The sequence below is a fragment of the Massilia oculi genome (genome assembly GCF_003143515.1).
In the GTDB taxonomy this organism is placed as follows: Bacteria; Pseudomonadota; Gammaproteobacteria; order Burkholderiales; family Burkholderiaceae_D; genus Telluria; species Telluria oculi.
Genome location: NZ_CP029343.1, coordinates 1,986,775 through 1,999,343 on the forward strand (window position 1 = coordinate 1,986,775; position 12,569 = coordinate 1,999,343).

13 protein-coding genes are annotated in these 12,569 nt (G+C 64.7%); 5 read left to right on the forward strand and 8 right to left on the reverse strand.

Annotated elements, in window-relative coordinates:
- Positions 1-6 precede the first annotated feature (6 nt).
- From DIR46_RS09140 to DIR46_RS09170, 7 genes are all read right to left on the reverse strand, one after another.
- Positions 7-1,623: a methyl-accepting chemotaxis protein gene (locus tag DIR46_RS09140; RefSeq protein WP_109344963.1), complete on the reverse strand. Its 1,617-nt coding sequence runs from the start codon at positions 1,621-1,623 to the stop codon at positions 7-9.
- A gap of 376 nt (positions 1,624-1,999) precedes the next feature.
- Complete coding sequence (locus DIR46_RS27220) at positions 2,000-2,638, reverse strand: ATP-binding cassette domain-containing protein (RefSeq protein WP_229446554.1); 639 nt, start codon at positions 2,636-2,638, stop codon at positions 2,000-2,002.
- Positions 2,639-2,648: 10 nt separating this feature from the next.
- Positions 2,649-3,014, reverse strand: coding sequence for a GntR family transcriptional regulator (locus DIR46_RS09150; RefSeq protein WP_229446555.1), 366 nt, complete (start codon positions 3,012-3,014; stop codon positions 2,649-2,651).
- Positions 3,015-3,147: 133 nt separating this feature from the next.
- Positions 3,148-3,732, reverse strand: a complete 585-nt coding sequence (locus DIR46_RS09155) for a TerD family protein (protein ID WP_109344965.1) — start codon at positions 3,730-3,732, stop codon at positions 3,148-3,150.
- Positions 3,733-3,743: 11 nt separating this feature from the next.
- Positions 3,744-4,439, reverse strand: a complete 696-nt coding sequence (locus DIR46_RS09160; protein ID WP_109344966.1) for a TIGR00266 family protein — start codon at positions 4,437-4,439, stop codon at positions 3,744-3,746.
- A 48-nt stretch (positions 4,440-4,487) separates the two neighbouring features.
- Complete coding sequence (locus DIR46_RS09165; protein WP_109344967.1) at positions 4,488-5,063, reverse strand: TerD family protein; 576 nt, start codon at positions 5,061-5,063, stop codon at positions 4,488-4,490.
- An 85-nt stretch (positions 5,064-5,148) separates the two neighbouring features.
- Entirely contained in the window at positions 5,149-6,198 is a 1,050-nt protein-coding gene (locus DIR46_RS09170; RefSeq protein ID WP_109344968.1) for a DUF475 domain-containing protein, read from the reverse strand.
- Between the two features lie 117 nt (positions 6,199-6,315).
- Between DIR46_RS09170 and nhaR the strand changes: the two genes are divergently transcribed.
- The 5 genes from nhaR to DIR46_RS09195 all read left to right on the forward strand — a co-directional run bounded on the left by nhaR (position 6,316) and on the right by DIR46_RS09195 (position 11,488).
- Positions 6,316-7,224, forward strand: coding sequence for a transcriptional activator NhaR (gene nhaR, locus DIR46_RS09175; protein ID WP_109344969.1), 909 nt, complete (start codon positions 6,316-6,318; stop codon positions 7,222-7,224).
- A 58-nt stretch (positions 7,225-7,282) separates the two neighbouring features.
- A complete protein-coding gene (locus DIR46_RS09180; protein ID WP_109344970.1) occupies positions 7,283-8,635 on the forward strand; it encodes a hemolysin family protein in 1,353 nt (450 codons plus the stop codon).
- Between the two features lie 100 nt (positions 8,636-8,735).
- The gene (locus tag DIR46_RS09185) at positions 8,736-9,539 is read left to right on the forward strand and encodes an alpha/beta fold hydrolase (RefSeq protein WP_109344971.1); all 804 of its coding nucleotides are present in this window, start codon (positions 8,736-8,738) and stop codon (positions 9,537-9,539) included.
- A 6-nt stretch (positions 9,540-9,545) separates the two neighbouring features.
- A complete protein-coding gene (locus DIR46_RS09190) occupies positions 9,546-11,102 on the forward strand; it encodes a hybrid sensor histidine kinase/response regulator (RefSeq protein WP_109344972.1) in 1,557 nt (518 codons plus the stop codon).
- A 26-nt stretch (positions 11,103-11,128) separates the two neighbouring features.
- Positions 11,129-11,488, forward strand: a complete 360-nt coding sequence (locus DIR46_RS09195) for a hypothetical protein (protein ID WP_109344973.1) — start codon at positions 11,129-11,131, stop codon at positions 11,486-11,488.
- 4 nt (positions 11,489-11,492) lie between these two features.
- Here DIR46_RS09195 and DIR46_RS09200 read toward each other — a convergent pair whose 3' ends face one another.
- Complete coding sequence (locus DIR46_RS09200; RefSeq protein ID WP_109344974.1) at positions 11,493-12,569, reverse strand: AI-2E family transporter; 1,077 nt, start codon at positions 12,567-12,569, stop codon at positions 11,493-11,495.

A 12,569-nucleotide genomic window follows, 5' to 3' on the forward strand; every position in this document is an offset into this window, starting at 1 on the left:
GGTTGCTCAAGCTGCCAGGGCCATGCGTTCGTGGCCGGCCCGCGAGCGCACCGGGGCCTGCGCCCTAGGCGCTGCCTGTGCATCCACCTTGAACACGCTCACCATCTGCTGCAGCGCATGCGCCTGGTCCTGCAGCGCGCCGGTGGCGGCCGCCGCTTCCTCGACCAGGGCGGCGTTCTGCTGGGTCGCCTGGTCCATATGGCTCACCGCTTCATTGATCTGCTGGATGCCGGCGGTCTGCTCTTCGCCGGCGGCCAGGATCTCGGCCATGATGTCGCTGACGCGGGTGACGCTGGTCACGATCTCGTCCATGGTGGTGCCGGCGCTGTCGACCAGGGCGGTGCCCGCCTCGACGTTGCTGACGGAGGTGTTGATCAGTTCCTTGATTTCCTTGGCCGCCGCCGCCGAGCGCTGCGCCAGGTTGCGCACTTCGCCGGCCACGACCGCGAAACCGCGGCCCTGCTCACCCGCGCGGGCCGCTTCGACGGCCGCGTTCAGCGCCAGGATATTGGTCTGGAAGGCGATGCCGTCGATGGTCGAGATGATGTCGACGATGCGCTTGGACGAGGCGTCGATCGCGCCCATGGTCTGCACCACTTCCGACACCAGCCGGCCGCCGCGCACCGCGACTTCGGACGCCGAGCGCGCCACGTTATTGGCCTGGCGCACGTTGTCGGCATTGTGCTGGACGGTGGTGGTCAGTTCCTCGAGCGAGGAAGCGGTTTCTTCCAGGCCGCTGGCCTGCTGCTCGGTCCGCGCCGACAGATTCATATTGCCGGCCGCGATCTCGCTGCTGGCGCTGGCGATCGACATGCTGCTGTCGCGCACGCTGCGCACGGTGGTAGCGAGCTGCTGCTGCATGGTGGCCAGGCCCTTGAGCAGTGCGCCCATTTCGTCGTCACGGTCGACCTCGACGCGGGTGGACAGGTCGCCATGCGCCATCGCGTCGAAGTGGCCGAGCGCGTGGTCGAGCGGCCGCATGATGGCGCGCAGCAGCAGCCAGGACGACACCGCCGCCAGCAGCACGCCCAGCACCACGCTGGCGCTCGACACCCACAGCAGCATGTCGAACAGGCGGCCGCTCTGGTCGTAACCCTCTTTGGCGGCGCTCAGCTGGTAATCGTCCAGCGCGACCGATGCCTTGTCGAAGGTGCCGTACAAGGCCGTCATTTCCGTCATCGACAGCGCTTCGATGCGCTCGACGTTCATCTGCTCGACTGCGGTGGCCAGCGCCAGCATGCCGTCGTTGATGTAGCGGTTGCGTTCGGCTTCAAGGTTCTTGGCCAGTTCCGCTTCGTCGGCGTCGCGCGGCAGGGCCAGGTAGCGCTGCCACTCCTTGTTCGAGTCGTCGATGAAGCCCTTGGCGCGGCTCAGGATCTTGCCGACGTCGGCCGCGTCCGGATGAAACACGGCGCGGTCCAGGCCAAAGCGGGCGCGGTTCAGAAAGTTCTTGGAATTATTGATCGCGATGCTCGACGCCAGCTGGTTCGAATACACCTGCTCGAGCGCGGCATGGTCTTCACGCATGCCGTAGATGCCGAGCACGCCGACGGCGGTGATGAGGAAGCCGAGCATGGCCATCGTGGCGATCAGCCGGAGTCGCAGTGTCAGTTTGAAAAGCATGGTTGCCCTGAGGATGGAGGTTTTTTTCGTAAGAAAGCACAACAACGAAACCTTAGCTCCAGTAAGGCAATTTTTCAGCAAAAACCCAACTTCGGTATCAAAATTGCAGGATATAGGTTGTTGCTCAGCAACAAAAAGAACGACTGATCTATCTTTCTCGGCAACTTGGTTAATGAACAGATCACATCGGGCAACCTGACTTGCCCCGTCAATCCAGCCATTCCGCCGCGAAATCCAATCGGGCCAGGAGCATGGAGCGGTAGTTCGCGCCATCAGGACAGTGGCCGACACCAACGAAAATCCGGAAGCAATCGGAAAAACGGCAATGCCAGGATAGCCCTCCCGAATACGCGCCGTCGGACCGGACGAGCATCCCTTAGTCCATCCTTCCTGCCGGAAAAGCAAACGGCGCGCCTTCCATCAGACGCAGGCGCCGGTACACCAGCAAGCCGGCCACGACGATCGAGGCAAGGGTCGCCGATGCCCAGAACGGCAGGCCGAACGCCATGAACAGAATGGCTCCCGCCAGTGGACCAATAAGGCTCAGGCCGACCGCGAACAACCAGTAGAAAACAGCGCTCCACGAGAGCGCGCGTGCATGGTCGCGCAACGCCAGTGCCATGGCCGGCACGGTCATGCAGCACATGCAGGCAGACGCCGCCAGCGCATTGCCGCGCGCGCCGGCGACCAGCGCCATCAGGACGGCGGTGGCGCTGACGAGAGCCCAGATCGTCAAGCCCTGGCGTAACAGCCCACGCGCCAGCATGCGGTTGCATCGCGGCGCTTGGGCGGGCATCGCCGGCGCGTCGAGCGGCTCACCGAACAACCGGACACTGCCACCGTCGATTTCGCGCAGGCCCAGCAGGCATTCGATCAAAGTCGACTTGCCGGCGCCGTTGCGCCCCGGCAGGCCGATCACCTGGCCCGGCCCGACTTCCCAGTCGAGGCCATCAAGGACGGGCTTGCTGTCAAAGCGCTTGGGGACGCAGCGCATCAGGATCGGGGATGATGTCATGCTGGTTCATTCAGGATTTTCGTGAACAGGCCAAGGATGGCGTCGGGGTCGAGCTCGCGCCTCGCGCCTTGCGCGCGGCGCGCTCCAGGGCCGGCCGCCGCAGCGCCAGGCGCGCGCCGGCGTCGCCCACACTGCGTGGGCGATCCGCGACCACCATGCCCACACCACGCCGACGCTCGAGCACGCCCTCCAGCTCGAGCAGTCCGTAGGCTTTCGCGACGGTCATCGGATTGACCGCGAGCTGCAACGCGGTCTCGCGCACCGATGGCAGCGCATCGCCCGGCGCCAGCCGGCCCCAGCCGATCCTGGGGCGATCGAGAACGGTTGGGGAGTGCGGCTTGTCATCGCGTATTCGTGTATCAATCGGTGAATACACCAATACGCGATGACGATCGTGTCAACCTGGACGGAAATTTCATGCACCATGGGTGCGTACTGCCGTCAACAAGACACAGGGACGAAAAAAACCGGAGCCTCGGCTCCGGTCTTTGTTCAGTCGACGATGCGGTTTACAGATGCACCGTAATCTGCGGCATCAGATCGTCGAAAGTACGGCCATTGCCATTTTCTCCGATCGCATGCATCTTCCACTCGCCGTTGTGGCGGTACAGCTTGGCCATGATCTGGGCCGAGTGCGAACCGGTCACCGACAGGTTGAAGCGCGCCACCTCTTGCTGATTAGCGGCGTTGATCAGGCGACAGTAGGCGTTCTCGACGGTCGAGAAATTCTGGCCGGTGAAGCTGTTCACCGTGAATACCAGCGCCTTGACGCCCGCCGGCACGGCGCTCAGGTCGACCGTGATCTGCTCGTCGTCGCCATCGCCCGCGCCGGTGCGGTTGTCGCCCGTGTGGACGATGCTGCCGTCGCGGCTCTTGAGCTGGCGGAACCAGACCACGTCCATCGGACGGTTCGATTCGTCGAACATCACTACCGAGGCGTCGAGGTCGACGGCTTCGGACTTGCCGCCGCCGAAGCCGAAGAAGCCTTTCGACTTGATCGCGTCCCAGCCCAGACCCATGGTCACGCGGGAGAGACCACCACCGCCTTCCTTGTCCAGGGAGATCTTCTGTCCCTTTTGCAGATTGACTGACATATCTTTCCTCCTTATTTCGCAGGCGCCTGCATCCAGGCCTTGAATGCGGTGCGGTTGCGCGAACAGACATAGACCTTGCCACGACCGGAGAAGCGCAGGACCATGCCCTCGCCGCTGGTCTGGCTGTTGATCAGGTTACCCAGGAAGCCGCCGCTGGTGCCGGTCGTGATCGAGATCTCGTAGCGCAGGGTGCTGTCCCAGCACACCACGTGCGAGTTGTCGATGATCGCGTCCTTGCCCGGTTCCACGTCGAGCACCGACATGGAACCGAAGCCCGACACCACCACCTGGCCCTGGCCGCCCGTCTCGGTGACGAAGAAGCCGCCGCTCTGCGCGAACAGGGCGTTGCCCAGGCTTTGCGTGCGCACCCGCAGGTCCACGCCGGACGTGGCCGCGACAAAGGCGCCATCGCTGATGATGTAGTTGTTCGGACCGACGTCGACCACCTGCATCGCGCCCGGCAGGGTCGGCGACAGCAGGCAATCGCCCTCGCCGCGGGTCGCTTCGATGTGCTGCTGGAAGAACGACTCGCCGTTGGCGAAGGTGCGCATCAGCGCGCTGCCGAGGCCACCCTTCATCTTGCCCTTGAGATCGAGGGTCGATTCCATCATCACCATCGCGTCGGATTCGCAATAGATGGTCTCGCCCTGTTTCATCGACACGTGCAGGAAGGGATCGACGTCCCCGGTCACGGTAAATACTGGCATTTGGCTCCCTTTCATGAGGCGGTCGTTATCGACCGCCACTACATTACCTTAAACGTTCACGCCGTAGTTGCGGGCGAGTGGGCCCAGGCCGCCGTTGAAGCCCTGGCCGATCGCGCGGAACTTCCAGTCGGCGCCGTTGCGGTACACCTCGCCGAAGATCATCGCCGCTTCGGTCGAGCTGTCTTCGGACAGGTCGTAGCGCGCGACTTCCTGGTTGTTGGCGTTGTTGACGCAGCGGATGAAGGCCTTGCCGACCATGCCGAAGTTCTGGCGGCGCGCTTCGGCGTCGTGGATGGTCACGCCCAGCACGACCTTGTCGACGTCGGCCGGCACCTTGCTCAGGTCGATGGTGACGAATTCGTCGTCGCCTTCGCCGGCGCCGGTGGTGTTGTCGCCCGAGTGGACGATCGAGCCGTCGGCCGATTTCAGGTTGTTGTAGAAGATGAAGTCGCTGTCCGACCGCACCTTGCCGGACGAATTGAGCAGGAACACGGCGCCGTCGAGGTCGAAGGCTGCGCCGTCGGTGGCGCGAATGTCCCAGCCGAGGCCGACTTTCAGCGAGGTCAGGCCTGGAGCTTCTTTCGACAGATTGACGTTGCCGCCTTTTTGCAGACTGATTGCCATGATGAGACTCTCCTAGTTAATGAACACCGGGTTGCAAACGCAGCGAGCTGGTGTTCAGCCGCTCGCCGCGGATTCTGTTACTTCGTTACGCGCCGCCTTCCAGCGCCGCGTGCTTCTTCTTGTACTGCAGCGAACTCCACAGCGAAGCCAGGATGAAGGCCACGCCGACGCCGCCGGTGATCAGCTCGGGCACGTGCCACTTCATGCTCGCCAGCATGATCACGGCCAGGATGCCGATCGCGTAGTGCGCGCCATGCTCCAGGTAGACGTATTCGTCCAGCGTGCCCTTGCGCACCAGGAAGACGGTCATCGAACGCACGAACATCGCGCCGATCGCCAGGCCCAGCATGATGATCACGACGTCGCTGGTGATCGCGAAGGCGCCGATCACGCCGTCGAACGAGAACGAGGCATCCAGTACTTCGAGGTACAGGAAGCCGCCGATACCGCCCTTCTTGACCGCGTCGCCGACGGCGCCGGCTTCGGACTCGCTCTTTTCCAGCATGCTGCTGAGCATGTCGACACCGACATAGACCAGGATGCCCCACATACCTGCGATCAGGACGACCATCTTCTGCGCTTCGTCAACATAGGTCATGCTGAACAGCAGCGCGGCGATTGCAATCATCACGGCGATCGAGGACACCTTGCCCAGCGAGCCGATCTTGGCTTCGAAGTTGCCCAGCCAGTGGGTTTCCTTCTCGTGGTCCAGCATGAAGTTCAGGAACACCAGCAGCAGGAACATGCCGCCGAAGGCCGCCACTTCGGCGTGGTGGTTGGTCAGGTGGGTCGAGAACGCCTTCGGATCGGTCAGCGCCAGGTTCCACACTTCCATGGCGCCCAGGTCCGCGGCCACGGCCACGATCACCAGCGGGAACACCAGGCGCATGCCGAACACGGCGATGATGATGCCGACGCCCAGGAACAGCTTGATCCAGAACTCGTCCCAGCCCTTGAGCACCGAGGCGTTGACCACCGCGTTGTCGAAGGACAGCGAGACTTCCATCACCGCGAGGATGGCCGCCACGCCCAGCGCGGTGAACGCGGCGCTCATGCCGCCATGCTCGAAGCCCCACCAGGCCGAGAGCGCCAGGCAGACTGCGGTCACGATGAATGACCAGGTAAAGTACTTCATAAGTTTTTCCCTCTTATAAGTTGTAAGCCAACGGTGTCGGCGGCTTTCATTGTAGCGCTTGGCAATTTATTGAAAAAGCGAAGATAATCGAAACATTACTTCCAAAAAACAGAAGCCATGAACCACGCGCCACCCAATTTTCGTCACCTGTATTACTTCTGGGTGGTTGCCAAGGAAGGCAGCATCACGCGCGCCGCCGAGCGCCTTGGCCTGGCGATCCAGACTGTCAGCACACAGCTTACCCTGCTCGAGCAGGCTTTCGGCAAGGCATTGTTTAACCAGCAGGGCCGGCGCCTGAACCTGACCGAGGCCGGACGCCTGGCGCTGTCCTATGCCGATCAGATCTTCCTGCTGGGAGAGCAGATGCAGGAAGCACTGGACGCTTCGGACAGCGCCCGCATCCGGCTTGCGGTGGGCATCTCGGATTCGCTGCCCAAGTTCACCGCCTACCGCCTGCTCGAGGTGACGACCCAGCTCGCCACGCCGGTGCGCCTGGTCTGCCATGAAGACGAGTACGAAGCCCTGCTGGGCGATCTGGCCCTGCACAAGCTGGACGTGGTGCTGACCGACCGCGCGGTGCCGACCGGGACCACCCTGCGCGTGTTCAGCCACCTGCTGTCCGAGAACGAGATGTACGTGGTCGGCGCCCCGGCCCTGGCCAAAACCTACCGCAAGGATTTCCCGGCCTCGCTGCATGGCGCTCCGATCCTGCTCCCGACCCGCAACAATGCCCTGCGCGGCAAGATCGACGACTGGTTCGAGCGCCACGCGATCCGGCCCGACGTGGTCGGGGAGTTCGAGGACAACGCCCTGCTCAACACCTTCGGCCGGCGCGGGCTCGGCCTGTTCTTCACCCCGGCGGCGCCGGTGGCCGACATCAAGATCCAGCTCGGGGCCGAGCTGGTGGGCCGGGTGCCCGAGGTGCGCGAGCACTTCTATGCGATCTCGAACGAACGCAAGATCAAGCATCCGGCGGTCGAGGCCATCCTGGCCGCCGTGCACAAGGAATCCCTCAGCGCGGAGTAGAGACGGGCCAGGTTGTACAATGCCCCTTGGCTTTGCCTTTCGTTAATACAAAACCGGTATGGAAAACATCCTATTCGTCGTTCTCGCTTTCTTCCTGGTGGCGCTGAACGGCTTCTTCGTGGCGGCCGAATTCAGTATCGTCACGCTGCGCAAGACCCGCGTGCGCGCGATCGCCAAGACCACGGGCCTGCGCGGACGCATCCTGGCCAAGGTCCACGGCCAGCTCGACGCCTACCTGTCGGCGTGCCAGCTCGGCATCACCCTGGCCTCGCTGGGCCTGGGCTGGGTCGGCGAACCGGCCTTCGCCAGCCTGCTCGAGCCGGTGTTCGCCTTCGTTGGCGTCACCTCCGAAGAACTGATCCACGGCGTATCGTTCGTCGTCGCCTTCTCGGTGATCTCCTTCCTGCACATCGTGGTCGGCGAACTGGCGCCCAAGTCGCTGGCGATCCGGCTGCCGGAATCGGTGGCCCTGTGGTGCGCCATGCCGCTGTACGGCTTCTACTGGGCGATGTACCCGGCGATCTACGTCCTCAACGCCAGCGCCAACACGGTGCTGCGCATGGCCGGCCTGGCCGGCGCCGGCGGCCACGACACCCATTACTCGCTCGACGAGCTCAAGCTCATCCTGCGCACCAATACCAACACCACCACGCCGGGCGAGAAGATCACCCAGGACGACCGCAACATCCTGGCCCAGTCGCTCGACTTCAGCACGCTGCAGATCTCCGAGCTGATGCGGCCGATCAACGAGGTCAGCGCCCTGTACGCCAGCCGCTCGCTGGAAGAGAACCTGGAAACCGTGCGCCGCAACCGCTTTTCGCGCTACCCGTATTTCGACGAGGAAGGCGAAGAGGTGCTGGGCATCATCCACCTGAAGGACCTGTATTTCGCCCTGCAGGCGGGCCGCCCGGTCACCGACCTGACGCAGTTCCTGCGCCCGGTCGAGTCGATCTCGGCGCGCACCCCGGCCCAGGACATCTTCCGGCGCTTCCGCGGCGGCGCGCCGCACTTCGCCCTGATCGGAGAGAAGGGCAAGCGCCCGGTCGGTTTCGTCACCCTGGACAATCTGCTGGGAGCGATGGTGGGCGAGATCCGCGACGAGTTCCGGATGAACGAAAACGACTGGCTCAAACAGACGGACGGCACCTATATCGGCAAGGCCAGCCTGCCGATCTTCTCGCTCGAGCGCCTGCTCGGCATCGACATCGACAACGAGCAGATGGGGCTGGAAGACGTGGAATCGGTCGGCGGCCTGCTGATGGAAAAACTGGGCGATATCCCGAAGCAGGGCCAGCGCATCGAATTCCCGCAGTTCGACGTCGTGGTGAAAAAGATGAATGGGCCGCGCATCTTGCTGGTCAAAGTCATACCACAACTGACCCGCGCAAATGAGCACGACGAACGCGATTGATGTGTTTATAGCCTCATTGCATGACCGCTTTTGCTGACTTTGTAGCTGAAAAATGTTATTTTCAGTTCATGGTCTGCCGTATACCAATGAGAAGGCATAAATGTCCGTCAAGACTCGCAACAATGTCCACGTGACCGGCCAGGGCGCGGCCACGATGGTGTTTGTCCACGGTTTCGGTTGCGACCAGACCATGTGGCGCTTTCTCGCGCCCGCCTACCAGGACCGCTTCCGCGTCATCACCTATCACCTGACGGGCTGCGGCGGCTCCGACCTGGCGGCCTACGACCGCGCGCGGTATGCCTCGCTGCACGGCCATGCCGACGACCTGCTCGAGATCGTCGAGGAGTTCGCCACCGGGCCGGTCGTGGTGGTCGGCCACTCGGTCAGCGCCATGATCGGCATGCTGGCCACCATCGCGGCGCCCGGGCGCTTCGCGGCCCAGGCGATGATCGGCCCATCGCCCTGCTACATCAACGATGGCGACTATGTCGGCGGCTTCAGCCGCGAAGACATCGGCGAGCTGCTCGACACCATGGAAGCGAACTACCTGGGCTGGACGCAGAGCCTGGCCCCGGCCATCATGGGCGCTCCCAACCGTCCCGACCTGCGCGAGGAACTGACCAACAGCTTCTGCCGCAACGATCCCGAGATCGCGCGCCACTTCGCCTGCGTCACCTTCCTGTCCGACCACCGGCCGGACGTGGCCAGGTCGACGGTCCCGGCCCTGGTCCTGCAGTGCAGCGACGACCTGATCGCACCGCGCACGGTCGGCGAATGGCTGCACCGGAACCTGCCCAACAGCAGCCTGGCCGTGATCGACAACGTCGGCCACTGCCCTCACATGAGCGCGCCGACCGCCAGTACACGCGCGATCGACGTCTTTCTTGCGCAGACCTTGCGCTAGCCTTTGATGAACGCCGCCCTGCCCGCTGTCGACTCCTTTTACGAGCAGGCCGCGTGCGCTCTGCTGGCGACCGATGCCGACGGCATGATCGTGCGCGCCAACGCGACTATCCACGCCTGGCTCGGCATGCAGGACGATGCGCTGGTCAGCAAGCTGCGCTTTTGCGACCTGCTGTCGGTCGGCGCCCGCCTGTTCCACCATACCCGCTGCGTGCCGCTGCTGGAGCGCGAGGGCGCAGTGAACGAGGTCCAGGTCGACCTGATCTCCACCGACGGCCGGCACCTGCCGGTGCTGCTCAACATCGTGCGCCGATCCGGGCCCGATGGCGGCCACCTGGACCACTGGGCCGTGTTCAGGTCGAGCGGGCGCCACGCCTATGAGCACGCCCTGCTCGGCGCGCGCAAGGTGGCCGAGGAAGCGCTCGAGGCGCAGCGCGCGGCCGACCTGCAGCTGAAGGCGCTGAACCTGCAGCTGACCGCGGCCGACCACCGCAAGGACGAGTTCCTGGCCACCCTGTCGCACGAGCTGCGCAACCCGCTGGCGCCGATGCGCAGCGCGGTCGACGTCTTCAAGCTCAAGTATGGAAACATTGGTGACGAGCGGCTGCTGCAGGCCTTCGATCGCCAGTTGCGTCATCTGACGCGGCTGGTGGACGACCTGATGGACGTTTCGCGCATCACCCAGAACCGGATGCAGCTGCGGCGCGCGCCGGTCGACCTGACGCCGCTGGTGCGCGGCGCGGCCCAGGACATGGCGCCGGCCATGGCGGCGGCGCGCCACACGTTGCGGCTGTCGGTCGACGATGCGCCGCTGGTGGTCGACGGCGACGCCACGCGCCTGGCGCAAGTCGTCATCAACCTGCTGACCAATGCCGCCAAGTACACCCCTGACGGTGGCCTGATCGAAGTCGAGCTCACTTGCGCGGACGGCCACGCCGAACTGCGCGTGCGCGACAACGGCATCGGCATCCCGTCCGACGCGCTGGGCGCGGTCTTCAGCATGTTCGCCCAGCTCGAACCGGCCCTCGATCGTGCGAGAGGCGGGCTGGGCATCGGGCTGGCGCTGGCGCGCGGCATCGTCGACCTGCATGGCGGCGAGATCCGGGTCGACAGCGCCGGGACCGGCCTGGGCAGCGTGTTTACGCTGCGCCTGCCGCTGGTGGCCGGCTGCGCGGAGCAAGAAGAAACGAAGGTGCCGGCCGCGCTGGTCTCGCCCAAGCGGGTGCTGGTGGTGGACGACAATTTCGATACCGCCGAGACCATGTCGCTGGCGCTGGAACTGTTCGGCTGCGAGACACGCATGGCCCACACTGCGACCGCGGCGCTGGAACTGGCGGCCGAATTCACGCCCGACGTCGCTCTGCTCGACATCGGCCTGCCCGACTACAACGGTTACGAGCTCGCACGGCGCCTGCGCGCCCTGCCCAGCGGCCTTTCCACGACACTGATCGCCGCCACCGGCTGGGGCCAGGACAAGGACCGGACGCTGGCGCTGGACGCGGGATTCGACCATCATCTGACCAAACCGATCGATTTCGAGCAGCTGCGCCTGCTGCTACGATAAGCACACATCCACCTCGAACACGAACCATGACCTTCCCGTTTTCAGTGCCGGCCCGGCTGGCGGCCGGCCTGCTGTGCCTGGCCGCGTCGATGCACCTGGACACGGCGGCCGCCTGCGAACGGCGCTATCCCGACGCCAACGGCGATGACCGCACCCGCCACGTCGCCCTGTCGGCGCGCTGGACCGACGCACAGATCCTGCAGAACCTGCGGCTGCAGATCGACCGCGCCGAGGTCAAGCAGACCGAGAGCAAGGACGCGCGCAAGACGGAATATGGCTACTTCGGGCGCACGGTGACGATCACGCGCTCGGTCAAGGACGGCGTCGAGGTGCAGCTGCTGGAAAAAGGCAGGGACAAGCTGGTATGGAAGCTGGGCAGCTGCTGAGCTGCTAGCCCTGAGCGACGTCCTCGTCATGCTTGACGATGGGATCCTCGGTCCCGGTCCATTCGCTCATCAGCGAGTAGCCGACCGCCAGCAGCACCGGCCCGATGAACATGCCGACGAAGCCGAAGGCGATCACGCCGCCCAGCACCCCGAGCAGGGTCAGCAGGAACGGCAGGCTGCTGCCGCGGCTGATCAGCATTGGCCGCACGACGTTGTCGACGCCGCTGATCAGGACCGTGCCCCAGATCGCCATGAAGATCGCCCAGCCGGTCTCGCCATGGGCGAACAGCCACACGGTGGCGCCGCCCCACACCAGCGGCGGACCGAGCGGGATCAGGGACGTCAGGAACACCAGCACCGACAACAGCGGCACCGCCGGCACGCCGGCAATCGCAAACCCGACCGCCGCCACCAGCGCCTGGGCCAGCGCGGTGCCCAGCAGGCCGTACATCACGCCGCGCACGGTCTGGCTGACCGTGTGCTGGATCGACTCGGCGCCCTCGCCCATCACCTTGCGCATCGTCACCGCGATCACAGCCAGCAGCGCATTCCCGTCGCGGTACAGGAAGAAGCTGACGAAGGCCGCCAGGCTCATCTGCACGACGCCGGTGCCGAGCATGATGCCGCCCGCCACCAGCCAGTGGCGCGCCGGTTCCAGCATGCGCTGGGCCAGGGACAGCATCTGCTCGCGGCTGGCGATCAGCTCGTGCAGGTAGTCGACCAGCGTGGGGCCGACCAGGGGAATGTCGGCCAGCCAGGCGGGCGGCGCCAGCTCGCGGTGCTCGATCAGCTGCCGCACTTCGCCAAAGCCGCGCGCCACGTCGTCGGCCAGGTTGTAGGCCACCATCGACAGCGGGATGATGAACAGCAGGGTCAGGGTGAGCGTCATCGTCAGCGCCGCGACGGTACGCTGCCCGCGCAGCTCGCGCAGCAGGCGCAGGTACAGGGGCCAGGTCGAGATGGCGACCGCGGCGGCGAACAGGATGGCCGGCAGGAAGGGACGCAGGACGTAGAGGCAGCCCAGCGTCAGCAGGATGACGATGGCGATGCGGGTGTAGTTTCTTCCGGGTCGCGCTTGCAT